Source organism: Brevundimonas sp. (genome assembly GCF_016463485.1).
GTDB lineage: Bacteria > Pseudomonadota > Alphaproteobacteria > Caulobacterales > Caulobacteraceae > Brevundimonas.
In genome coordinates, this window is sequence record NZ_JAEMRD010000030.1 from 1 (window position 1) to 21,405 (window position 21,405).

Here is a 21,405-nt window from a genome sequence, read left to right on the forward strand (position 1 = left end):
CTGTGGTCGGCGTGGTGCCGCCGCCGAAGTCGCCTTCACCGGGCGAAGCCACTTCGGCCGAACCGCAGGCGGCCAGGGTCAGGGCGCTGGCGGCGACCGTCAGGAGGGTTGTCAGTCGAAAGCCGGTCATCATGTCCACCATGTCTGATCAATGTCGCGACAGGATGGATGCGCGGCGTCATGCCTCGCGTCCGACGATGTTTCGCCCAACCTGCCCGGAGCTCTCACTAGGCAACGTCTGTGACGCCGTCCGCGCCGAACCGTGACGGTTCCGGCGCGCTTGTGTGAAGTTGTCGTCTCGTGACGATGACGGTTGATCCGGACCCGGCGGATTTCTTCGAGACAAAAAAAGCCCGACGCGAACGCCGGGCGAAATCAGTCTGGTGATGGTGGGTGTCCTCGAAAGAAGACGGGTTCAGACAACGCCGATTGGGTTAATGCCGCGTAAACGGCATCAGGCTCGATCCGGAAACCAGCTGGCCTGGACCGCCCCACCCGGCGTGGTCCAGCTTACCAGTCGTCCACCCGCCCCGCGCCTTACCGACAGGGCCCCTTGCTCGCCGACACTCAGGGAAGGAACGACGTATCGTCGCCCGCCGACCGTCAGCTCCGACGCCCCCTGAGTCAGAGGCAGCACCCAGCGCCCGTCGGCCTGGGCCTGACGTTCAATGGACGCACCGCCTGTGCTGACGGCGGTCATCGCGCCGGGCTGGGCCCGGCCCGACGCCAGCACGGTCTGACCATCGCCATCGATGACCGCGAGCGGACCCGCCGAATCCAGCCTGACACTGGGGCCACCGGTCGTCAGCAGGGCGACGGGCCCTTCCGCGTCCGGACTGACCAAAAGTCGATAGGGTGCCGGGGTGGCTTCCTGACCACTCTGCGTCTCGACCACAAACAGGGCCGCTTCGCCGGGAATATCGATACGCAGGGCAAAATGTCCCGTCGCGTCCGCGCTGGTCGCATAGGCGACGCCGCCCGGCCCCCGGACCACAACACGCCCGTCAGGCGCAGCCTGTCCGACGAGCATCAGGCCACCGTTACGACGCTCTGCACCTTCGACCTGCGGTGTCATCACCCAGGCTGCGGGCCCCGAAGACGAGGACTGCGGTGCGCGCGCGGGGGCCGTGCAGGCGGACAGGACCAACAGGGCCACGGCAGCACCGATCCACAACCCCATGCTCGACAACAGATTCGCCCGTTTCATCCCGCTCGCCGGCCCTATAGGACTGTCGCCCCAGATAGACCGTCCCACGGCGGGCTGTCTCGCATTTCCGTTCGAGGCCCTATGTCCGTTCTTTCCGCGTCCGTCGCCCCCTACGAGGGCCGTTCCGTCTGTCTGTTCTGTGCGTCGTCCGACGGCGCGGACCCTGCCTATCTTGAGGCCGCGCGTGAGTTCGGCACCGCGACGGCCCATGTCGGCTGGCGGCTGGTCTATGGCGGAGGCGGCGTGGGCCTGATGGGGGCCTCGGCCCGCGCGGCCCATGCGGCGGACGGCCGCGTCGTCGGCATCATGCCCGGCTTCCTGCGCAGCCGAGAACGGCTGTTCGACGAGGTCGAAACCGTGGTCGTCACCTCCATGCACGAGCGCAAGCAACTGATGTACGACAACTCCGACGCCTTCGTGGTGGCACCGGGCGGCGTCGGGACGCTGGAAGAGGTCGTCGAGTTGCTGTCCTGGAAGCGACTGGACCTGCATGCCAAGCCGATCATCTTCCTCAACATCAAGGGGTTCTGGGACACCTTCTTCACCCTGGTCGAACACAGCGTCGCCGAGGGCATGACCCCCGCGTCTTTCCTCCAGGCCTATTCGGTCTGTGACACGGTCGAAGAGGCGATCGCCCTGATGCAGCAGGAGCACGAGGGCCCCGTGTTGCGGTTTGATCCCAGATAGGTGATCATCGTTCACTTATTGTCGCAGCCCAGAGAAAACGGCTTGACAGTTTTCTATCAAAACTGACAGTGGCGCATCGGATGCGCATCGTGCGGCTCCGAACGCCATACGGAGACCTCCCATGCGCGCACTCGCTCTTGCCGCCGCCCTGATGCTGGCCGGCACCGCCCCTGCCTTCGCCCAGTCCAATGCGTCCAGCTTCACGGTCCAGAACGTCGCCTTCACGCCGAGCGCCCCGGTCATCATCGACGGCACCAACTGGCGCTGCGGGACCAACAACCTCTGCGTCGGCACCGGTGTCGGTGCAAACCAGCCCGCCACCCGGGCCTGCCGCCGCGTGGTCGCCAAGGTGGGCGTGGCCCTGGCCAGCTTCACCTACAAGGGCGTGACCCTGACGGACGCCCAACTGGCGACCTGCAACACCGCCGCCGCCTGATCGGTTGATCAGACTGAGATGAGGGCCGGACGGGCGACCGTCCGGCCCTTTTCGTATTCAGGCGGCCTCGCCCTTGAGCCGTTGCACCATCCGCTCGCGTCCGATCAAGGGTATGATGGTGGCCATGTCCGGCCCGTGCGCCTGCCCCGTCAGGATCAGCCGCAGCGGCATGAACAGGGTCTTGCCCTTGGCCCCGGTCGCCTCCTTGACGGCCGCGGTCCAGCCCGACCAGGCCGTCTCGTCGATTTCGGCAGGCAGCAGGTCCAACGCCGCTTTCGCGAACCCCGCGTCCTCGATCACCGGCGTCACCGGACCCTGGACGATCCGCGCCTGATCGACCACATCCCCGAACTTGACCAGGTTCGGCCGGACGGCGTTCCAGAAGGTCTCGCCTAGATCGACGCCCAACGCCGACAGCCTGACTTGCGCGGCCGAATAGGGCATGGCGTGCAGGGCCTGGGCGTTCAGCCGGTCGAGGTCGGCCGTGTCATAGCGCGCTGGCGACCGGCCCATCTTGGTGAAGGCGAAGGTCTCACCCAAGGCTTCGACCGAGGTGCCGACTTCAAGCGGATCGGATGTGCCGATCCGGCCCAGATGGCTGGTGATGGCGATCGGCTCATATCCCTGTTCGCGCATTTCGGCGATCGACAGCGAGCCCAGCCGCTTTGACAGGGCCTGACCGTCGGCACCGACCAGCAGCGGCATATGGGCGAAGCCGGGCGTGGGGCCACCGAGTGCCTCGAAGATCTCGATCTGGGCCCCGGTGTTGGTGACATGGTCCTCGCCCCGAATGACGTGAGTGATCGCCATGTCGATGTCGTCCACCACCGACGGCAGGGTGTAGAGGAACAGCCCGTCCTCGCGGATCAGCACCGGATCGGACATCGAGGTCGTGTCCACCTCGGCATGACCGCGGGCCAGGTCTTCCCAGGCGACGCGGCGGCCTTCCAGCTTGAAGCGCCAGTGGGGTTTGCGACCTTCAGCCTCGAACGTGGCCTTGTCGGCCTCGGTCAGTTCCAGCGCGGCGCGGTCATAGATGGGCGGCAGGCCGCGCGCCAGCTGCACCTTGCGCCGCCGGTCCAGCTCCTCGCCCGTCTCGTAGCAGGGATAGAGCCGCCCGGCCGCCTTGAGCCGCGAAGCCGCCTCCTCATAACGATCGAAGCGTTTGGACTGGTTGTACCGCTCGTCCCAGACCAGCCCCAGCCAGGTCAGGTCGTCCTCAATGCCCTGCTCGAACGCCGCCGTGGACCGCGCCAGATCGGTATCGTCGATGCGCAGCACGAACGCGCCGCCCTGCCCTTTCGCAAACATCCAGTTGACCAGGGCGGTGCGCACATTGCCGACGTGCAGCTTGCCGGTCGGAGACGGGGCGAAACGGACCTTGACGGGCGGGTTGGCGGACATGACGGGCGACCTCGAAAGCGAGGCGCGTAGGTCGGTTACAGGGGTGGCGAAGTCAAGGCGCGGGTTGGACGGACAGCCGCGTCATGATAGGCTAGCGCTTGTCATGAACGCACCCGTCCAGATCCGAAAGCCTGAAGTCGCCGAACGTCTCAGAAGCCTCGCGCGCCTAGAGGGCAAATCCATCACCGATCTGGTCGAGGAAATGGTGCGGGAACGCGACGAGCGGCTGACGTCCGCGCGCGAGGCCGATATCGCCGAGCGTCGCCGAGCCGTTGAGGAAATCGTGTCCCATTTCAACAGCCTGCCCATTGTCGGCCCCCTGCTGACCGACGATGATCTTTACGACAAGGACGGACTGCCAAAGTGATTGTCGTCGATGCGTCGGCGCTGGTCGCAATCCTGCTCAATGAAAGCGAAGGCCCCGCGTTCAGAGAGGCCCTACTGGTTGAAAGCGACATTAGACTTTCGCCGGTCGGCTATTGGGAAGCCGCCATTCGGCTTCGCAGCTTGAGAGGTGTGGCAGGGGTAAAAGACCTTGATCGCCTTATCGCCCAATTCAACATCGCCGTGTCCCCAGCGACCGCAGCCACGGCGGTTCTCGCCTCCGAAGCCGAGAGCCTGTACGGAAAGCGGTCAGCGGCCAAGCTCAACCTCGGCGACTGTTTCGCCTACGCCCTGGCCAAAGAGTTGGACGCGCCGCTTCTGTTCAAGGGCGGCGATTTCACTGAAACAGACTTGATATCTGCCGTGCCCGCCTGACCGGGTTGCGGGATCAGTCGTCCCGGTGGACCCGTTCGCGGCGTTCGTGGCGTTCCTGGGCCTCGACGGACAGGGTCGCGGTCGGACGGGCTTCCAGCCGACCCAGGCCGATCGGCTCGCCTGTGTCCTCGCAATAGCCGTAGGACCCGTCCTCGATCCGACGCAGGGCGTCCTCGATCTTGGAGATCAGCTTGCGCTGACGGTCACGGGTCCGAAGCTCAAGCGCCCGGTCGGAGGCGGAAGAGGCCCGATCCAGCAGATCCGGGTGGTTCTCCGTCTCGGCCTTCAGGTTGACCACCGTGCCCTTGGATTCGCGCAGGATATCATCCCGCCAGGCCATCAGCTTGTGTTTGAAATAGGCCAACTGCCGTTCGTTCATGAACGGCTCGTCGTCGGACGGCCGATAGGCGACCGGTTCCGGAACAACGATAGAGGCAACTGCGGTCATCGCACTCACACTCATACTAAACACCCCCCTGCGGCGTCGTCCTGCCTATAGGCAGATGACAGAGTCGGAGCAACACAGGTCGCGCGTCCGTGATCGCTGTTTGGTTGGCCGTCACGCCGGGCGTGACATTTCTTCATCACCGACGGTGCTCGCGGGCGAAATAACCCAGCGATTCGACGGATTTATGCTGCACTGCGGCGAACTTCCGCCTTCGCGAGTTCCACCGCTGCGCGCAGGTCGATCTGGTTCAGCAGGTCGGTCAGACCCGGCTCATCGTCGTCGGTCCTGGCCTCGCGCAAGTCCCGACCGAGCCGTTCCAGCGCACCCTCGCCGGCCTCGCCCGACAGCAGGGCGATCTTGAGTTCGTCCAAACGGTCCAGCAGACCGCCGCCACGGCGGATGGCCCGACGCCGACGTTCGGTCGCGGTCTCGACGCCTTGCAAGGCCATCAGGGCCGACAGGCCGGCGACATTGGTCGTGGTCGACGCGGCGGGCGCAGCCATCGGCGCAGGGGCACCAGCCGCTGAGCCCAGGCTGAAACCGCTTGTCGACCGCGCTGCACGAGACGGCGTCGAGGTCGTCGGGGCCGAGGGGCCGGTCACCTTCATGAAAGCACGCTCCGGGACATGCGCCACCCTCGCCGGGGACCGTCACTGTTTGGTTAACGGCCAGGCAGGTTTTGCCGCCTCGGTGCCGGACCAAACCACCAACGACCTGTAAAACAGTCACATTCTCTTCGGCACGACCTTCGCATGGAGCCCGACGTCAGTCCTCCAGGATCGCTGCCCGATGCAGAAGTTGCTTACCCGCCTGATCGCTCCCCTCGCCGTCCTGGCGATGATGGCCTGCGCCGGTGGGGCCCTCGCCCAGTCCCGCATCAAGGATATCGCCTCGGTCGAGGGCGTCCGCACGAACCAGCTGGTCGGATACGGCCTGGTCGTCGGGTTGAACGGCACCGGCGATTCGCTGCGGAACGCCCCCTTCACCCGCCAGTCGCTGGAGGGGATGACCGAACGGCTCGGCGTCAACATCCGCGGTGCCAATGCCAACACCAAGAACACCGCCGCCGTTCTCGTCACCGCCGAACTGCCGCCCTTCGCCACACCGGGCGCACGCATCGACGTCGCCGTGGCCAGCCTGGGCGACGCCAAGAGCCTGCTGGGCGGCACATTGATCGTCACCAGCCTGCAGGGCGCCGACGGGCAGGTCTATGCGGTGGCGCAAGGCTCGGTGCAGACGGGTTCGGTCTCCGGCTCGGGTGGTTCGGGATCCTCGGTGACGCGCGGCGTGCCGACCGCCGGCCGCATCGCCTCGGGGGCCACGGTCGAGGCCGAGACCGGCTTCAACCTGGACGGCATGGCCGAGGTTCGCCTGACCCTGCGCAATCCCGACTTCACCACGGCGCAGCGGGTCGCCGCCGCCATCAACCAGACCTATCCCGGCACCGCCCTGGCCGAAAACGGTTCGGTCATTGCCCTACGCGCGCCGGCCCAACTCGGCATGGCGGGCTTCATCAGCCGGGTCGAAAACCTGCCGGTCACCGTCGATGTGCCGGCCAAGGTCATCATCGACGAGGTCAACGGCGTCATCGTGATGGGTGAGGCGGTCCGGGTCTCCACCGTCGCGATCGCGCAGGGGAACCTGACCATCTCGGTTCAGGAAAGCCCCCAGGTCAGCCAGCCAGCCCCCTTCAGTCAGGGCCAGACCGCCGTGGTCCCCCAGTCCGACGTCACGGTCGAGGAGGAACTCGGCCGCGAAATCCGGCTCGTGAACGGCGGAACCTCGCTCTCCACCCTGGTCAACGGCCTGAACGCCCTGGGCGTCTCGCCGCGCGACATGATCTCCATCCTCCAGGCCATCAAGGCCGCCGGCGCCCTGCAGGCCGAAATCGAGGTGATGTGAGCATGATCGACCCCATCACCTCCTCCGTCGCCGCAATCGCCTCCACCCCGGCTCAACTGGCCCAGACCGCCCGGATGCGCCGCACCGCCGAGGATTTCGAGACCAGCTTCATGTCCCAGATGATGAAGCCCATGTTCGAGGGTCTGTCGACCGACGGCATGTTCGGCGGGGGCGAGGCCGAGGCGACCTGGCGCAGCTTCCTGATCGACGCCATGGCCAAACAGGCGGTCAAGGCCGGCGGTATCGGCCTGACCGACACCGTCATGGCCGAGATGATCAAGATGCAGGAGCAGGGCCGGTGAACGCCTCGGACCCCATGACCGCCACGGCCCATGCCCGCCGCCTCGTCGTCCTGACCGAAAGCCTGACCGATCGGCTCGAGGCCGAAACCCGCGCCTTCGCCGAACGCCGCCCCGGCGACGTCGTGGCCAGCCTGCCCCAGACCCAGGAGCTGACCAACCAGTACCGCCGCGAGTCCGCCCAGCTGAAGGCCGCGCCGGGCCTGATGTCTCAGGCTCCGAGCAGCGAACGAATAGCCCTGATCCGCGCCACCGAACGATTCGAAGCCGTGCTGGCCAAACATGCCCGCGCCGTCGAGGCCGCCCGCATCATCTCCGAAGGCCTGATCCAGACGATCGCCGCCGAGGTCGCCGGCGCCCGCGCCATGGGCACCGGCTACGGTGCCTCGGGCCGCGCTTATCAGGGCGACGGCCGCGCCATCACATTGAACCGCAGCGCCTGACAGCCATGCTGAGGATTGAGCCCAGCAAACCAGCCGGTTAACCCTTCTGGACGGCGAAGCCTAAACCTTTTGTCGGTTAGATTTCGAGAATGCCGCTTCGCCAACGCCTTCTGGGTTTCGCTTTCGCATCGGGCGATCTGCTGATCGAGATGCAGCCTGACGGGGCCGTCACCTTCGCGCTTGGGGCCGGCCCGACCAGCAATATGACGCCGGCCAGCCTTCATGGCCGACCGTTCGACTCCCTGATCGTGCACCGACCCGAAGCGATCGGCACCGCCCTCTCCGCGCTGAAGCCGGGGGGGCGGCTTGCCCCGATCGAAATCCTCATGGCGTGCGGTGAAGGCAGGGTCCGTCGCGCAGCACTGGCCGCCTTCGTCCTGCCTGAACTTGCCCCGAGCATTTCCTGTTCGATCCGCTACGAAGGCCCGGCCTTCACCCTGGCGTCCTCCCAGGAAGACGCCAGGCCTGCTGAGCTGATCGATGCGGAAGCCTTCCTCGCCCGCGCCAGGACGGTCCTGGCCGGTGGCGAACCCGCCAATCTGGCCGTCGCCTTCGTCGACGTCGCAGGTCTGAAGGCGTCTGGCGCGGAGAGCCTGCGCGCCGCCGCCCGGATCGAAGCGGCGCTGCAATCAGCGTCTGTCGGCGGCGCGGCCTCACGACTGACGGACGATCGCTATGCCGTGCTGCGCGACCAGAATGATACGCGCGACCTCCTCGGCGAGGTCGGGGAGTTGGCACGCGACGAAGGGCTGGACGTCGATGTCACCGGCTCGATCGCCGACCTGTCCGGAGCGTCACCGGTCAACGCCCTTCGGGCCCTGCGCTTCGCCATCCAGAGTTGCCTGGTCGAAGGATCCGACAGTCGTCCCGACGAGGCCTTCGACGCAGCCCTGGCCCGCACCCTGCGTGAGGCCGACCAGTTTCGCACCATGGTCCGGGGCCGCGATTTCGCCCTGCACTATCAGCCGATCGTGGCCCTCGACAGCGGTGCAGTCCACCATTTCGAGGCCCTGGCCCGCTTCGGCTGGGGCAGCCCCGGCCACACGATCCAGATGGCCGAGGAACTGGCCCTGATCGAGGGTTTCGACCTTGCCGTCGCCGAGAAGGCCATCCAGCGCCTGCGTCAGCCCGGTTCGGGCACGCTCAAGATTGCCGTCAACGTCTCCGGTGCCTCACTCGCCGGCGACGCCTATGTCCAGCAGTTGCTGCGCATGACCGCCGCCGTGCCGGAGGAACGCCGCCGCCTGATCGTCGAAGTCACCGAATCCGCAGCCCTGTCCGATATTGAGGCCGCGAACCGCCGGCTGGGGGCCCTGCGTCAGGCAGGCATCAAGCTGTGCATCGACGACTTCGGCTCAGGTGCCGCCTCGTTCGACTACGTCCACGGCCTGTCGGTCGATACGGTCAAGATCGACGGCAAGTTCGTGAAGGGGCTGGGAACCGATGCCCGCGCCCGGACCCTGATCGCCCATCTGGTCGAGATGTGCGCCTCGCTCAAGCTGACGACCATCGCCGAGTTTGTGGAGACCCAAGATCAGGCTGACATCCTCCGCGACCTTGGCGTGGACTACGGCCAAGGCTGGCTGTTCGGCAAGGCCGAACCCGAACCCCGAACAGTGATCGCTGTCGCCACGCCGGCGCGACGACGCGGGGCGGTCGAAGCCTGGGGATAGGCCCTGAGCGGGCACACAGTGCGGCCTCTGGCGAGTGCAACAAACGCCTTTGACCCTCAGCAGCCTCAGGGCTTGTCGCGAGCCTTGGTCGCTGCATCCAGCAGTCTGATACCGCTTATCTCGGCCGCATCGGGGGTCATTTTCAACCTGGCTTCCGGAGGATCGACCGCCTCGACATAGCCGTCCACAGCCTCGGGCTTGAGAGGTTCAAAGATGGTGGGCGTGTCATCAGCCTTGGTCATGCAAACTCAACTCGGATCAATCACCGCTGTTCCACGTCCTCGCGCCTCGGCACCATCGAGCCCGACCACCTCGTCCATCCTGAGCGCCTCCAAAAACGCCGCATCATGACTGACCACTATCAGGGCACCATCATAGGCCCGGAGCGCCGCCTCCACTGCCGCGATCGCGTCGAGGTCGAGATGGTTGGTCGGTTCGTCCAGCACCAGAAGCTGCGCCGGTCGATCCCCGCCGAGGGCGCACGCCAGGCCCGCCCTCAGCCTCTCGCCGCCTGACAGCACCTCGACCCGCTTGTCGCCGGCGACATTGCGGAACAGGAAGCGCGCAAGGGCGGCCCGCGCGTCCTGTTCCTCAGCCTCCGGATTTAGGCGGCGGAACGCCTCGACCAGGGTTTCGCCTACGCGCAGCAAGCCGACATCCTGATCCAGCATGGCCACACGCACCGGTCGTTCGACGCTGCCGGAGGTCGGTTCCAGCAGCCCGACCGCCAGCCGCAGCACGGTCGTCTTGCCCGCCCCGTTTCGACCGGTGATCGCCACGCGCCGGGGCCCCGTGATCGACAGGTCGAGCGGCCCGACGATCCGCCGCCCCTGTGCCGTCGCCCAGACAGCCCTGTCCATCCGCAGCACCGTCCGACCCGCCGCCAGCCCGGACGGCGGCAACGGTATCGAAAGTTCGCGCACCCGTTCGACCCGCGCCCTGGCCTCAGACAGCGCGGCCTCGGCTCCTTCCAGGCGTCGTTCGGCCAGGCGACCCTCGCGCGCACCGGAGGTTTCGGCCCGCTCGGCCATCATCCCCAACACGATCCTGGGTGCCGACCCCGAGGCCGCGAAAGCCCGACCGGCCCGGTCCCGCCGCGCCTTCTTCTCTACCGCGCGAACCCCTTCTCGCTGCACCCGCTCGACCTCGCGCCCGGCCGACGCCAGGTCCCGCTCCGCCGCGGCCCGTTCTGCCGTCTTGCGTTCGACATAGAGGTCGTAGCTACCGCCAAAGATCGACGCACCTAGGCTCGACAGTTCGACGATCCGGTCCATGCGCCGAAGGAGTTCGCGATCGTGGCTGACCACGACCGCCCCACCGGTCCAGCGCCCCAGAACCTCCGCCACGATGGCCCGGCCCTCGGCGTCGAGATGATTCGTCGGCTCGTCGAGCAGCAACAGATCCGGTGCCGCGATCAGCAAGGCCGCCAGCCGAACCCGCGTCTGTTCGCCGCCGCTCAGGTCGGCTGTCGCCCGCGACAGGTCGAGGCCCGCCAGCCCGACCTGTTCCAGCGCGGCCTCGGTCCGCGCTTCAAGACCCCAGTCCGCTTCTGTCAGGTCATCGGCGGTCCCCTCGCCCGCCAGCACCCGAGCGACCACTACCCATCCATCTGCTATGCCGAGTGTGCAGGCCACCGTTTCGCCGGAAGACGGTTCGACCCTCTGGGCCAGGACACCGACCGAGCCGCTGCGCCAGACCGTTCCCTCGGACACCGGCTGCTCGCCGACGAGCACGCGCAAGAGCGTGGATTTTCCAACGCCGTTGCGCCCGACCACGCCAGTTCGCTCGCCGTGGAAGGCAAGGTTCAGATTGTCGAATAGTGTGGATCCGTCCGGCGTGCGGACGGCGACCCGATCGAGGACGGCACCCGTCCTAGCGGCGGGTGCGCCTGTCCTGAACGCGGATCTTGACCCGCTTGGGCTTGGGGAGGGACGAGACATAGAGAACCATCAACATCGCGGATGCGGAAAGGGCGGCGCCGATTTCCAGGGCGATGATCATGGGCTGAAGTCTCCTCGCGGGTATCGCGATGGGTCGAAGATGGCTTCACATGCCGGCCGATGCAAGCGCGACGGTGACTGGCCCTGAACACGGCTGTGTGACACGCTGACGCCAGGAGACCCAAACGATGCGTATCGTCCCGCTTCTCGCCTGCCTGGCCGCCGCCCTATCGACCACGGCCTGCGCCTCGATGGGCGACGAGTCCGACGGCCCGCCCCCGACCCCCAGCCTGACCCGCTCAGTCGGCGAGCCCGCGCCACCCCAGGCTGCGCTCTACGCCGACTGTATCGCCGCTGCCGCCGCCGCGAAATCCTATATGAAGGAGCCGGGCCAGAACTTCCTGCGCTTCACCTGCACCGGCACCGTGGCACGGTCCTTCTACGACGGCCTCGGCCCCTGGAGCGCATCGCAAGGATCGGAGTACGTCGTCGTCGGCCGCACCGAACGCTTCGGCCAGCGCCCGGTCGAGGACACCCTCGGAATCGACAGTTGCTCCACCGACGGCGCCGACGACTACCGCTGCACGGTGGTGCTCAATGTGGGGGAGTTCCTCTCCGCTGACTAACGCGGCAATGTTCCCACATTGTTCTTGCTGAATCGGCCGGATCAGTCCCCATATAGTGCTGTTGCACCGGACCCTTGTCCGGCTCCCTGCGTTCCCCGGACCCATGACCGAAAAGCACAACTTCATCCGCGTGCGCGGCGCGCGCGAGCACAATCTCAAGGGCGTGGATGTCGATATCCCGCGCGAGAAGCTGGTTGTGATGACCGGGCTGTCGGGCTCGGGCAAATCCTCGCTGGCGTTCGACACCATCTATGCCGAAGGCCAACGGCGCTATGTCGAGAGCTTGAGCGCCTATGCCCGCCAGTTTCTGGAGCTGATGGGCAAGCCGGATGTCGATCTGATCGAGGGCCTGTCGCCCGCCATCTCGATCGAACAGAAGACAACCTCCAAGAACCCGCGCTCGACCGTCGGCACGGTCACGGAAATTCATGACTACATGCGCCTGCTGTGGGCGCGGGTCGGCGTTCCCTATTCGCCCGCCACGGGCCTGCCGATCGAGAGCCAGACCATCAGCCAGATGGTCGACAAGCTGGTAGCTCTGCCCGATGGCGAACGCATCCTGCTGCTGGCGCCGGTCGTTCGGGGCCGCAAGGGCGAATACAAGAAGGAGATGGCCGAGTGGCAACGCTCTGGCTTCCAGCGGCTCAAGATCGACGGCCAGTTTCATGCCATCGAGGACGCGCCCACCCTCGACAAGAAGTTCAAGCACGACATCGACATCGTCGTGGACCGGATCGTCACCAAGGCTGGCCTTGAACCCCGCTATGCCGACAGCATCCAGACCGCCCTGAACCTGGCCGACGGTATCGCCGTAGCCGAATGGGCGAGCGCACCCGAAGGTGAAGAACCGCGCCGCCTGCTGTTCTCCGAAAAGTTCGCCTGCCCGGTCTCCGGCTTCACCATCAGCGAGATCGAGCCCCGGCTGTTCTCGTTCAACAATCCGTTCGGGGCCTGTCCGGTCTGCGATGGCCTGGGGGTCAAGCTGGCCTTCGACGCGGATCTGGTGGTCCCCGACCGCGACAAGACCCTGCACAAGGGCGCGGTCGCCCCCTGGTCGCGCGGACCTTCGCCACTCTACACGCAGACGCTGCAGGCGCTGGCGCTGCACTACGGCTTCTCGATGGACAAGCCCTGGCGCGACCTGCCCGAGAAGGCCCAGAAGGTCATTCTTCAGGGCACGGGCACCGAAAAGATCAAGTTCGTCTACGACGACAACGCCCGCAAATACGAGGTGTCGAAGCCTTTCGAGGGCGTCGTCCCCAATCTCGATCGCCGCTGGCGCGAGACCGATAGTGCCTGGGTGCGTGAGGAACTGGGCCGGTTCCAGTCCGAGACCCCGTGCGACGCCTGTCACGGCAAGCGGCTGAAGCCCGAGGCCCTGGCAGTCAAGATCGACGGTTCCGACATCGCCGACATCTCGACCCTGTCGATCAAGAAGGCCTACGACTGGGTCTCTGCCCTGCCCGACCGGCTGACCGACAAGCAGATGGAGATCGGCCGCCGAATCCTGAAGGAGATTGGCGACCGCCTGCGGTTCCTGAACAACGTCGGCCTCGACTACCTCAGCCTGTCACGCTCATCCGGCACCCTGTCCGGCGGCGAGAGCCAGCGCATCCGGCTGGCGTCACAGATCGGCTCGGGCCTGACTGGCGTGCTGTACGTTCTGGACGAACCGTCCATCGGCCTGCACCAGCGCGACAACACCCGGCTACTGGAAAGCCTGCGCGGCCTGCGCGATCTCGGCAACTCGGTGCTCGTCGTCGAGCATGACGAGGAAGCGATCCTGACCGCCGACTATGTCATCGACATGGGCCCCGCCGCCGGCGTCCATGGCGGCGAAATCTGCGCCGAGGGCACCCCAGAAGAGGTGATGGCCAATCCGAGATCCCTGACCGGCAAATATCTGACCGGCGAACGCGAGATCGAACTGCCCGCCGACGGCCGCCGTCCCGTCGACAAGAAGAAGATGCTCAAGATCTCGGGCGCTACCGGCAACAATCTGAAGACCGTGACCGGTGCCATCCCCGTGGGCCTGTTCACCTGCGTGACCGGCGTGTCCGGCGGCGGCAAATCGACCTTCACGATCGAGACCCTGTACAAGGCCGCCGCGCGTCGCCTGCACAACGCCTCGGACGCACCGGCCAACTATGACCGGATCGAGGGGCTCGAGCATTTCGACAAGGTCATCGACATCGACCAGTCGCCGATCGGCCGCACCCCGCGCTCGAACCCCGCGACCTACACCGGGGCCTTCGGTCCCATCCGCGACTGGTATGCCGGACTGCCGGAATCCAAGGCGCGCGGATACGGCCCCGGCCGGTTCAGCTTCAACGTCAAGGGCGGCCGCTGCGAGGCCTGTCAGGGCGACGGCCTGATCAAGATCGAGATGCATTTTCTGCCGGACGTCTACGTCACCTGCGACATCTGCAAAGGCAAACGCTACAACCGCGAGACCCTGGAAATCGTCTTCAAGGGCAAGTCGATCAGCGACGTTCTGGACATGACGGTCGAGGAGGCCGGGCATTTCTTCAAGGCCGTGCCGCCGATCCGCGACAAGATGCTGACCCTGTCACGCGTCGGCCTGGACTACGTCAAGGTCGGGCAGTCGGCGACGACCCTGTCGGGCGGCGAGGCCCAGCGGGTCAAGCTGTCGAAGGAACTGTCCAAGCGGGCAACGGGCAAGACCCTTTACATCCTCGACGAACCGACGACCGGCCTGCATTTCGAGGACACCCGAAAACTGCTGGAGGTGCTTCAGGAACTGGTCGATGCCGGCAATACGATCGTGGTGATCGAGCACAATCTGGATGTCATCAAGGTCGCCGACTACCTGCTGGATTTCGGTCCCGAGGGTGGCGACGGCGGGGGCGAGATCGTCGCGGTCGGCACACCCGAACAGGTCGCGATGAACGACGCCAGCTGGACCGGCAAATACCTGAAGGAGGTCCTGGATCGCCACGAGGCCCGCCGCAAGGGCCGCGTCGCCGCGCTCACGGCCTCGGTCGAGAAGCCGGTCAGGGCAAAGAAGAAGGCTGCGGCCGGCTGACCGGCGTCAGCCCGCTTCGAGGCCTTTGATCTGTCGGTAGGCCTCGGCGAACGGGGCATACATGATCGCCAGTTGCAGGGCCGAGACCACGGCGTTGAACAGGCCGGACACGATGAGGATGGGAGCCAGTTTCGGCAGGATCTGGGTCATGCTCTGACCCTCCATCCCCGCGAATTGGGATGCCATCGACCCGCCGACCAGCAAGGTCAGCGGCATGGAGATCAGCCAGCCGAGGAAGGCCACCACGATCGCCATGATGAAGGCCAGAAGGGCCATGCCCAGCAAGGGCCAGAACCGCCCCTTGGTCAGGCCGAACGAGGACAGGACCGTGAACCGCTTCTCGGCGACGATGATCGGCACCATCAGGCTCAGCCGCACCGCCAGCCAGATCAGTCCGCAAAATCCGGCCAGTCCGAGCACCAGGGCCAGCGCGAACCATCCCCCCTGCCCACTGGAGTTCGCATAGGCTCCGACGCCGAAGACCACCCCGAACACGACCACATAGTAGACGGCGATAAGCAGCATCATGACCACCATCGCGCCGAAGACCCTGAGCTCATCCATGCCGAGCCGCAGATAGCCGAAGGCGCTGTCCTTGGGCCGGACGACGGCCCGCGCGATCGCGGTGCTCAACATGGTGCTGACGATAATCGACAGGGGCGCCACCACCAGCAGGATGACTCCATAGGCCTGAAACAGCGGCCCAAGGTTCTCCATGGTCGGCGTCGCGCCCGATCCCTCGAGCGCCTCGACCTGCTGCATGATGGTGACGAAGGAACTCCCCGCCAGCAGGAAGGCCAATGCGAAGAAGACGATGTAGGCGAGGGCCCACATCAGCATCGCCAGCGGTCGTCGCCGCACGATCCGAAAGCCCTCGAACGCCGCATCGCTCGCTGAAAACGCCATGATGGTCCCCCCTGTCAGGTCTGACCTTAGGACGAATCCGAGGCCGTCGCCAAGCCGGTCTCAGTCCTGGCCGGCCGTCAGATCCCTGTAGGCGGCCATGAAGGGGGCTGACAGGATGATCGTGACCAGCGCTGCGCCCGCCGCCATCAGCAACAGGACGAGGAGCGCGCCCACGGCACCTGCCGGCGACGTTGCAGGCCCCGCCATCATCGCAGAGAGCGGCAGAGACATGATCAAGAGCAACAGGCCGACGATACAGGCCATGACCCCCGCGATGATGGCCATGCCGAACATAGGCCAGAACCGGCCCTCGGTCATCTTCCAGGCGGCCTTCAGATCGATACGCCTCTGGGCAAAGGTGGCGGGAACCGCGAGCACAAGGCGCACGGCAGTGAAAAGGCTCAGGGCCGTGGTCGCAATCCCGATCAGCCCGCCCACCACGCTCAAAGTGCCGCCCCGGGTCGCGAGCACGGCCGTATCCCCGACCTGTCCCAGCACGACACTGATGATCGCCAGCAGCAGCAGGACCAGCAGAACCCGCAGTTCGTCGCGGCCAAGACGCACGAAGGCGAACCGGTCGCGGCCTTCGCTCTGCATGGCACGGTACAGGGCCGGCAGCACGATCGCCTGGGTCACCAGACTGACAGGCATGGTGGCCAGCATCGCATAGGTGACACGGATCTGGATGGCGGCAGGCAAGCCAGAGCCGCCACCCGACATGGCGGTGCGCATCGCCTCCTGCAACTCGCCCATGACCGGCCCCAGGATCGGCAGCGCAGTCAGGGCCGTCGCGATCAGCGACACCAGCCAGATCAGGGTCCAGCCAGCCACCGCTCTAGGGTGCTGGCGTGTGACCCGAAAGCCTTCAAACGCCGCTTCGCCTGCCGAGAATTTCATTTGCGGCCTCTAGCATGGGTCGCCGACCGGGGCGAAGGCCCTAAAGCGGGGCCAGGTCCTCAGACGGCCGTTCCAGCCGCCGATAGGCCGCACCGAGAAACCCCGCCGTCAGCGGAGCCTGCACGGCCGCCAGCACGATGATCCCGCCGATCACGGCGACGGGGCCGGTCACGACGCCGGTGATCATCAGCACAAGCCAGAGCGTCCTGGGCATCTCGACGAGCAGCAGGCCGACGAATAGCGGCAGCATCGACCCGTTGGTCAGGCTGGTCACCGTCAGCGACGTCATCCGCCCGCGCCCCACCGTCGCCTGGGCATAGAGCGACAGCCGCAGGGCCAGCAGCACCGGCGCGCCAAGTACGATCACCCCGACGATCGCCAGCAGCATCCGCTTCCACAACGGCCCCGCCCCGGCCCAGTCCCGCGCCCGGATCGCCTCGGCGTCCAGCCCGGCCCCGCCGAACAGCGCCAGGGCCACGAGCGCCAGCAGCGACAGGATGATGGTCAGGAACAGCGCGCACAACAGGGTCGCCCCCGCCAGCCGTGCCTCGGTCCGCGTCAGCTGGAACCCGAACGGTCCCAGACCCAGCGCCCTGGCCCCGGCCAGATCCTGAGCCACCCCGATCCGCGTCACCGCCCCGAACGCGACCAGCGATGCCAGCACAAGCCAGACCCAGCAGACCGCGCGCATCGGCCCGGCCAGTGGAACGACGGCCAGGACGACGGCCGCCAGCGCCGAGATCCCTATCGCCCCGCCCGCACCCCGCCACATCTCCGGAACCCGTCGCAGAGTCTCGGCCAGGGTCTCGCCCAGTCTCAATCTCTGGCTCAGTTTCTGGTTCGGCCGCTCGGTCATGCCCCTTCCGTAACGACGCACCTCGCCCGGCGCCAGCATACGGAGGCTGACGATAGCCTTCAAAAACCCTAGAAGGCCCCGATGAACCCTTCCGACCTCAAGCCTATCCACGTCATCGGCGGCGGTCTCGCCGGCTCAGAGGCCGCCTGGCAGATCGCCCAAGCGGGCGTGCCCGTCATCCTGCACGAGATGCGCGGCGTGCCCGGCGTGAAGACCGACGCCCACCACACCGACGGCCTGGCCGAACTGGTCTGCTCCAACTCCTTCCGCTCCGACGACTGGGAGCACAATGCTGTGGGCCTGCTGCACGCCGAGATGCGCGAGCTGGGCTCCATCATCATGGCCAGCGCCCACGATCATCAGGTGCCCGCCGGGGGTGCCCTGGCCGTCGATCGCGACGGCTTCTCGCAGAAGGTGACGGCGACGCTGGAAGCACACCCGCTGATCACCATTCAGCGCGAGGAGATCGCCGGCCTGCCGCCTGAGGACTGGGACAGCGTCATCGTCGCCACCGGCCCCCTGACCTCCCCCGCCCTGGCCGAGGCGATCCTGAAACTGACCGGCGAGGAATCCCTCAGCTTCTTCGATGCCATCGCCCCCATCGTCCATGCCGAGTCGATCGACTTCGACATCGCCTGGCGTCAGTCGCGCTACGACAAGGAAGGCCCGGGTGGCGACGCCGCCGCCTACGTCAACTGCCCGATGAACAAGGCCGAGTACGAGGCCTTCATCGACGCCCTGATCACCGGGCCCAAGGCCGAGTTCAAGGAGTGGGAGAACGTCCCCTATTTCGACGGCTGCCTGCCCATCGAGGTCATGGCCGAGAGAGGTCGCGAGACCCTGCGTCACGGCCCGATGAAGCCCGTCGGCCTGACCAACCCCCGCGATCCGCTGGTCAAGGCCCACGCCATCGTCCAGCTGCGCCAGGACAACGCGCTGGGCACCTTGTTCAACATCGTCGGCTTCCAGACCAAGCTGAAGCACGGTGCTCAGGCCGAGACCTTCCGGATGATCCCGGGGCTGCAGAACGCCCAGTTCGCGCGGCTCGGCGGCCTGCACCGCAACACCTATCTGAACTCGCCGCATCTGCTGGATCGCCAGCTTCGGATGAAGTCCATGCCTCGCCTGCGCTTCGCCGGTCAGGTCACGGGGGTCGAGGGCTATGTCGAAAGCGCCGCCACCGGCCTGCTGGCGGGCCGGCTGGCCGCCGCCGAACGGCTGGGCAAGCCGCTGGACGCGCCGGAGGCCCATACCGCGATCGGGGCACTGGTCGAGCACATCACCGGTGGGCATCTGACCGGATCGAAATTCCAGCCGATGAACATCAACTACGGCCTGCTGCCCCCGCTCGAAACACCCAAGGTCGACGACGACGGCAAGAAGATCCCGCTGAAGGAACGCGGCCGGGCCAAGAAGCGGCTGATGAGCATCCGGGCAATCGAGGCGCTCAAGCAGTGGCGCGACGCGGCCTGACATGGAGTACGCAAAGGTCGCCATCCGTCGCCGGATCAACGAGCTGTTCAACGACTATGAGCGGGGCGAGCGACCCGCCCTGCGCCGGGCCGACGCGCTGTTTCCGGCCGACTCCGTGGCCTGGCGGGTCAACGGCGACATCGTGACCATGATGATCGGCGGGGTGTCGGGCCTGTTGCTGCAGATGCTGCATCCGGCGGTGCTGGCCGGCGTCTGGGACCACTCCGACTTCCGCGCCGACATGCACGGCCGACTGCGCCGCACGGCGAAATTCATCGCCGTCACCACCTATGACCACGCCCCCTCCGGCCAGGCCGCGATCGAAAAGGTCCGGCGCATCCATGACAAGCTGGGTGGAACCCTGCCGGACGGCACCGCCTATCGGGTCAGTGATCCGGCCCTGCTCGCCTGGGTCCATGTGACGGAGACGACCAGCTTCCTCGACGCCTGGGTCCGCTACGGCCAACCCGGCATGTCGATGGCGGACCAGGACGCCTATCTGGCCGAGATGGCTCGCATCGGCAGGGCGCTGGGGGCCGATCCCGTCCCCACCGACCGCGCCTCGGCCAACGCCCTGATCCATTCGATGCGGCCCCAACTCAAGGCCGATGCCCGCACCCGAGAGGTCGCCGCCCTGGTGATGCGCCAGAAGGTCGGCGGCCTGGCCGAGGACCGCGCCGCTGAACTGATCATGGCGGCGGGTGCCGACCTGTTGCCCGACTGGGCTCGTCGGATGCATGGCCTGCCGCCCGCCTCGCCTATCACCCGCGCCGGAGCCCGCACGATGCAGCGCACCCTGGACTGGGTCTACACCGGCTCTCCCAACCGCCAGGTCTGGCCAGCCGAAGTCCTGGCCTGGCCGACAGGCGCGCCACGCTAAGGCACTCAAGCCTCGGTTCGAACGGACTGCCGTGGCGGTGGCGGCGTCGAAAACGGGCCGCCAAACCGCCAAACCGCCAATTTTCCGCTTCGAAAAGTCGTCCGACGAACCAGAGGGCCTGCGACCTCATCGCGCGAAGGAAGCCTCACAGCTGAACGTTTCAAAGACCGGTCCAGGGACGTGGTGACGACCCTGATCCAGCGCAAGGGAAAAAAGAGAATGGTTTCCTATTCTCGCGCTCTATTTGGCCGCTCTAGATCCGTCCCGTCAGGTTCGCCCAGACCAGCCGCAGCCTTTTCCCGCCTTCGCCCTGTTCCGGGTCCGACAGCATCGCATGGGCCACGGCCGGAAAGGCTGACGTCGGCAGGCCCTTCAGCCTCCGGTTCGCCATCCCCCGCAGCGCCCGCGCTTCCTCCGATCGCCCGACCTGGATGAGGCCCCAGACCCGCCCGGCCTCAACCACGACTGCGTCGTGTCCCGGCCCGGCCAGCACATGAACCGCCGACTGCATCGGCCCGACGTAGAAAGCGTCCAGGTCGTGAGGTTCGCCGTGGACCCGACCCATGTGTGCCTCAATGAGGGCCTCGAAGGGGCGGCGCTCCAGCCCCCGTCGCGCGACCACGTCCGTCAGGGCCTCCAGAACCGGATGGCCCTTTCTCGGCACGCCCGCGAATACCCCGTCCAGCTGGTCGCGCCACCAAACGTAGCGCATCTCGGCAAGCATCGGCTGGGTCACCCGCGTCGGGATGGCCATCAGTTCGGCCTCGAACGCGTACAGAGCGATCAGATCAGACCGGGCCTGCGCAGCGGAAACGAACCGGCTGGACAGCCAGCGGTCGGGATCGGCGGCGCGGACCTGCCCATCCAGATCGGGGGCCAAAGTCTGCGGCGCCTGGTCCAAATCAGCCGAACAGGGTCTGGTACATGGCCATGGAGGTCAGCATGGGCAGGCTGAGCAGCAGGTTGGTGCGGCTGGCCAGCATGGCGACGCGCGCGGCCTTGGCCTTCTTCTCGTCATCGACGACGACGATGCCGAGCGCCCGCTTCTGGTTCGGCCAGATGATGCCCCAGACGTTGAGGAACATGATCACGGCCAGCCAGACGCCGACGCCCATCAGGGTGAAGCCCTGATCGCCCTGGACCATCCCGCCCGCGAACCCGAAGCTCATCACCTCGGCGGCATAGGCGTGACCGCGCGTGAACATGACGGCCACACCCGCCACCACCGTGGCCAGCGCCGCCCAGCGGAACCAGAACAGGGCCTCGGGCGCGATATGTTTGCCGATGGCGGGTTTCAGCTCAGCCGGGATCGAGGGCATGATCCGGATCTGCACGAAGTTGAAATAGTACAGCAGCCCGATCCACAGGATGCCCGCGACGACGTGGACCCACCGCAGCGCCGCCTGCCAGAAGCCGAGGTCGAACCCGCCCGGCGCCACTCGCCCGAACGCAAACATCATCAGGACCGCGAGCGCGACGCTCAGCAGGATCGTCGTGCGAAAGTTCGTCAGCAGATTGGCCAA

The 21,405-nt window shown here is 66.5% G+C and carries 24 protein-coding genes; 12 read left to right on the forward strand and 12 right to left on the reverse strand.

The genetic code is table 11. From position 1 onward, the window contains the following. Positions 1 to 454 precede the first annotated feature (454 nt). Positions 455 to 1,207 (reverse strand): hypothetical protein, encoded by a 753-nt coding sequence (locus JHC99_RS06695; protein WP_292152698.1) that lies wholly within the window; start codon positions 1,205 to 1,207, stop codon positions 455 to 457. Between the two features lie 81 nt (positions 1,208 to 1,288). Between JHC99_RS06695 and JHC99_RS06700 the strand changes: the two genes are divergently transcribed. Both JHC99_RS06700 and JHC99_RS06705 read left to right on the forward strand, forming a co-directional pair. Continuing rightward, positions 1,289 to 1,894 carry a TIGR00730 family Rossman fold protein gene (locus tag JHC99_RS06700; RefSeq protein WP_292152699.1) on the forward strand — a complete coding sequence of 202 codons (606 nt, stop codon included), beginning with the start codon at positions 1,289 to 1,291 and terminating at the stop codon, positions 1,892 to 1,894. A gap of 121 nt (positions 1,895 to 2,015) precedes the next feature. Beyond that, complete coding sequence (locus tag JHC99_RS06705; RefSeq protein ID WP_271143786.1) at positions 2,016 to 2,330, forward strand: hypothetical protein; 315 nt, start codon at positions 2,016 to 2,018, stop codon at positions 2,328 to 2,330. A 57-nt stretch (positions 2,331 to 2,387) separates the two neighbouring features. On the opposite strand, the gene gltX is transcribed toward JHC99_RS06705, so the two are convergent. Continuing rightward, complete coding sequence (gene gltX / locus JHC99_RS06710) at positions 2,388 to 3,734, reverse strand: glutamate--tRNA ligase (RefSeq protein ID WP_292152701.1); 1,347 nt, start codon at positions 3,732 to 3,734, stop codon at positions 2,388 to 2,390. A gap of 103 nt (positions 3,735 to 3,837) precedes the next feature. On the opposite strand from gltX, the gene JHC99_RS06715 reads away from it, so the two are divergent. Together JHC99_RS06715 and JHC99_RS06720 are read left to right on the forward strand one after the other, a co-directional pair. Next, a complete protein-coding gene (locus tag JHC99_RS06715; protein WP_292152703.1) occupies positions 3,838 to 4,101 on the forward strand; it encodes a type II toxin-antitoxin system VapB family antitoxin in 264 nt (87 codons plus the stop codon). Continuing rightward, positions 4,098 to 4,493 carry a type II toxin-antitoxin system VapC family toxin gene (locus JHC99_RS06720; RefSeq protein ID WP_292152705.1) on the forward strand — a complete coding sequence of 132 codons (396 nt, stop codon included), beginning with the start codon at positions 4,098 to 4,100 and terminating at the stop codon, positions 4,491 to 4,493. Before JHC99_RS06715 ends, JHC99_RS06720 begins: the two co-directional genes overlap by 4 nt. Positions 4,494 to 4,506: 13 nt before the next feature. Here the strand turns inward: JHC99_RS06720 and dksA are convergent, their stop codons facing one another. After that, positions 4,507 to 4,941, reverse strand: a complete 435-nt coding sequence (gene dksA, locus JHC99_RS06725) for an RNA polymerase-binding protein DksA (protein ID WP_292152707.1) — start codon at positions 4,939 to 4,941, stop codon at positions 4,507 to 4,509. A 182-nt stretch (positions 4,942 to 5,123) separates the two neighbouring features. Then, a complete protein-coding gene (locus JHC99_RS06730) occupies positions 5,124 to 5,549 on the reverse strand; it encodes a flagellar assembly protein FliX (protein ID WP_292152709.1) in 426 nt (141 codons plus the stop codon). Positions 5,550 to 5,778: 229 nt separating this feature from the next. Between JHC99_RS06730 and JHC99_RS06735 the strand changes: the two genes are divergently transcribed. The 4 genes from JHC99_RS06735 (at position 5,779) to JHC99_RS06750 (ending at position 9,258) form a co-directional block, all read left to right on the forward strand. Next, positions 5,779 to 6,843 carry a flagellar basal body P-ring protein FlgI gene (locus JHC99_RS06735; protein ID WP_292152762.1) on the forward strand — a complete coding sequence of 355 codons (1,065 nt, stop codon included), beginning with the start codon at positions 5,779 to 5,781 and terminating at the stop codon, positions 6,841 to 6,843. Positions 6,844 to 6,845: 2 nt separating this feature from the next. Further along, complete coding sequence (locus JHC99_RS06740; protein ID WP_292152711.1) at positions 6,846 to 7,145, forward strand: rod-binding protein; 300 nt, start codon at positions 6,846 to 6,848, stop codon at positions 7,143 to 7,145. After that, positions 7,142 to 7,585 (forward strand): flagellar basal-body protein FlbY, encoded by a 444-nt coding sequence (locus JHC99_RS06745; protein ID WP_292152712.1) that lies wholly within the window; start codon positions 7,142 to 7,144, stop codon positions 7,583 to 7,585. Before JHC99_RS06740 ends, JHC99_RS06745 begins: the two co-directional genes overlap by 4 nt. An 89-nt stretch (positions 7,586 to 7,674) precedes the next feature. After that, the gene (locus JHC99_RS06750) at positions 7,675 to 9,258 is read left to right on the forward strand and encodes an EAL domain-containing protein (protein ID WP_292152716.1); all 1,584 of its coding nucleotides are present in this window, start codon (positions 7,675 to 7,677) and stop codon (positions 9,256 to 9,258) included. Between the two features lie 65 nt (positions 9,259 to 9,323). On the opposite strand, the gene JHC99_RS06755 is transcribed toward JHC99_RS06750, so the two are convergent. The 3 genes from JHC99_RS06755 to JHC99_RS06765 form a co-directional block, all read right to left on the reverse strand. After that, positions 9,324 to 9,500, reverse strand: coding sequence for a hypothetical protein (locus tag JHC99_RS06755; protein WP_292152718.1), 177 nt, complete (start codon positions 9,498 to 9,500; stop codon positions 9,324 to 9,326). 6 nt (positions 9,501 to 9,506) lie between these two features. Then, on the reverse strand, positions 9,507 to 11,066 hold the full coding sequence (locus JHC99_RS06760; RefSeq protein WP_292152763.1) for an ABC-F family ATP-binding cassette domain-containing protein: 1,560 nt from the start codon (positions 11,064 to 11,066) through the stop codon (positions 9,507 to 9,509). Between the two features lie 64 nt (positions 11,067 to 11,130). Further along, positions 11,131 to 11,259: a hypothetical protein gene (locus JHC99_RS06765; RefSeq protein ID WP_292152721.1), complete on the reverse strand. Its 129-nt coding sequence runs from the start codon at positions 11,257 to 11,259 to the stop codon at positions 11,131 to 11,133. A gap of 127 nt (positions 11,260 to 11,386) precedes the next feature. Here JHC99_RS06765 and JHC99_RS06770 point away from each other — a divergent pair, with 127 nt between their 5' ends. Then, positions 11,387 to 11,824 carry a hypothetical protein gene (locus JHC99_RS06770; protein ID WP_292152724.1) on the forward strand — a complete coding sequence of 146 codons (438 nt, stop codon included), beginning with the start codon at positions 11,387 to 11,389 and terminating at the stop codon, positions 11,822 to 11,824. Between the two features lie 103 nt (positions 11,825 to 11,927). Continuing rightward, a complete protein-coding gene (uvrA, locus tag JHC99_RS06775; protein WP_292152727.1) occupies positions 11,928 to 14,870 on the forward strand; it encodes an excinuclease ABC subunit UvrA in 2,943 nt (980 codons plus the stop codon). A gap of 6 nt (positions 14,871 to 14,876) precedes the next feature. Here the strand turns inward: uvrA and JHC99_RS06780 are convergent, their stop codons facing one another. From JHC99_RS06780 to JHC99_RS06790, 3 genes are read right to left on the reverse strand one after another with little or no spacing between them, the layout of a single operon-like run. Then, on the reverse strand, positions 14,877 to 15,776 hold the full coding sequence (locus tag JHC99_RS06780) for a hypothetical protein (protein WP_292152729.1): 900 nt from the start codon (positions 15,774 to 15,776) through the stop codon (positions 14,877 to 14,879). A gap of 60 nt (positions 15,777 to 15,836) precedes the next feature. After that, entirely contained in the window at positions 15,837 to 16,673 is an 837-nt protein-coding gene (locus JHC99_RS06785; RefSeq protein WP_292152732.1) for a hypothetical protein, read from the reverse strand. A gap of 40 nt (positions 16,674 to 16,713) precedes the next feature. Beyond that, the gene (locus JHC99_RS06790; protein ID WP_292152734.1) at positions 16,714 to 17,529 is read right to left on the reverse strand and encodes a hypothetical protein; all 816 of its coding nucleotides are present in this window, start codon (positions 17,527 to 17,529) and stop codon (positions 16,714 to 16,716) included. An 81-nt stretch (positions 17,530 to 17,610) separates the two neighbouring features. On the opposite strand from JHC99_RS06790, the gene trmFO reads away from it, so the two are divergent. Both trmFO and JHC99_RS06800 read left to right on the forward strand, forming a co-directional pair. After that, the gene (gene trmFO / locus JHC99_RS06795) at positions 17,611 to 19,002 is read left to right on the forward strand and encodes a methylenetetrahydrofolate--tRNA-(uracil(54)-C(5))-methyltransferase (FADH(2)-oxidizing) TrmFO (protein ID WP_292152737.1); all 1,392 of its coding nucleotides are present in this window, start codon (positions 17,611 to 17,613) and stop codon (positions 19,000 to 19,002) included. 1 nt (position 19,003) lies between these two features. Beyond that, positions 19,004 to 19,882 (forward strand): oxygenase MpaB family protein, encoded by an 879-nt coding sequence (locus JHC99_RS06800; protein ID WP_292152740.1) that lies wholly within the window; start codon positions 19,004 to 19,006, stop codon positions 19,880 to 19,882. A gap of 253 nt (positions 19,883 to 20,135) precedes the next feature. On the opposite strand, the gene JHC99_RS06805 is transcribed toward JHC99_RS06800, so the two are convergent. Then, the gene (locus tag JHC99_RS06805; RefSeq protein WP_292152742.1) at positions 20,136 to 20,762 is read right to left on the reverse strand and encodes a squalene/phytoene synthase family protein; all 627 of its coding nucleotides are present in this window, start codon (positions 20,760 to 20,762) and stop codon (positions 20,136 to 20,138) included. Positions 20,763 to 20,784: 22 nt separating this feature from the next. Then, positions 20,785 to 21,405 carry a hypothetical protein gene (locus JHC99_RS06810; RefSeq protein ID WP_292152745.1) on the reverse strand — a complete coding sequence of 207 codons (621 nt, stop codon included), beginning with the start codon at positions 21,403 to 21,405 and terminating at the stop codon, positions 20,785 to 20,787.

Excerpts from the sequence above, each read along its gene's own strand:
- JHC99_RS06695 (WP_292152698.1), bottom strand. The coding sequence starts at position 1,207 with ATGAAACGGGCGAATCTGTTGTCGAGCATGGGGTTGTGGATCGGTGCT.
- JHC99_RS06700 (WP_292152699.1), top strand. The coding sequence starts at position 1,289 with ATGTCCGTTCTTTCCGCGTCCGTCGCCCCCTACGAGGGCCGTTCCGTC.
- JHC99_RS06705 (WP_271143786.1), top strand. The coding sequence starts at position 2,016 with ATGCGCGCACTCGCTCTTGCCGCCGCCCTGATGCTGGCCGGCACCGCC.
- gltX (WP_292152701.1), bottom strand. The coding sequence starts at position 3,734 with ATGTCCGCCAACCCGCCCGTCAAGGTCCGTTTCGCCCCGTCTCCGACC.
- JHC99_RS06715 (WP_292152703.1), top strand. The coding sequence starts at position 3,838 with ATGAACGCACCCGTCCAGATCCGAAAGCCTGAAGTCGCCGAACGTCTC.
- dksA (WP_292152707.1), bottom strand. The coding sequence starts at position 4,941 with ATGACCGCAGTTGCCTCTATCGTTGTTCCGGAACCGGTCGCCTATCGG.
- JHC99_RS06730 (WP_292152709.1), bottom strand. The coding sequence starts at position 5,549 with ATGAAGGTGACCGGCCCCTCGGCCCCGACGACCTCGACGCCGTCTCGT.
- JHC99_RS06735 (WP_292152762.1), top strand. The coding sequence starts at position 5,779 with ATGATGGCCTGCGCCGGTGGGGCCCTCGCCCAGTCCCGCATCAAGGAT.
- JHC99_RS06740 (WP_292152711.1), top strand. The coding sequence starts at position 6,846 with ATGATCGACCCCATCACCTCCTCCGTCGCCGCAATCGCCTCCACCCCG.
- JHC99_RS06750 (WP_292152716.1), top strand. The coding sequence starts at position 7,675 with ATGCCGCTTCGCCAACGCCTTCTGGGTTTCGCTTTCGCATCGGGCGAT.
- JHC99_RS06755 (WP_292152718.1), bottom strand. The coding sequence starts at position 9,500 with ATGACCAAGGCTGATGACACGCCCACCATCTTTGAACCTCTCAAGCCC.
- JHC99_RS06765 (WP_292152721.1), bottom strand. The coding sequence starts at position 11,259 with ATGATCATCGCCCTGGAAATCGGCGCCGCCCTTTCCGCATCCGCGATG.
- JHC99_RS06770 (WP_292152724.1), top strand. The coding sequence starts at position 11,387 with ATGCGTATCGTCCCGCTTCTCGCCTGCCTGGCCGCCGCCCTATCGACC.
- uvrA (WP_292152727.1), top strand. The coding sequence starts at position 11,928 with ATGACCGAAAAGCACAACTTCATCCGCGTGCGCGGCGCGCGCGAGCAC.
- JHC99_RS06780 (WP_292152729.1), bottom strand. The coding sequence starts at position 15,776 with ATGGCGTTTTCAGCGAGCGATGCGGCGTTCGAGGGCTTTCGGATCGTG.
- JHC99_RS06785 (WP_292152732.1), bottom strand. The coding sequence starts at position 16,673 with ATGAAATTCTCGGCAGGCGAAGCGGCGTTTGAAGGCTTTCGGGTCACA.
- JHC99_RS06790 (WP_292152734.1), bottom strand. The coding sequence starts at position 17,529 with ATGACCGAGCGGCCGAACCAGAAACTGAGCCAGAGATTGAGACTGGGC.
- trmFO (WP_292152737.1), top strand. The coding sequence starts at position 17,611 with ATGAACCCTTCCGACCTCAAGCCTATCCACGTCATCGGCGGCGGTCTC.
- JHC99_RS06800 (WP_292152740.1), top strand. The coding sequence starts at position 19,004 with ATGGAGTACGCAAAGGTCGCCATCCGTCGCCGGATCAACGAGCTGTTC.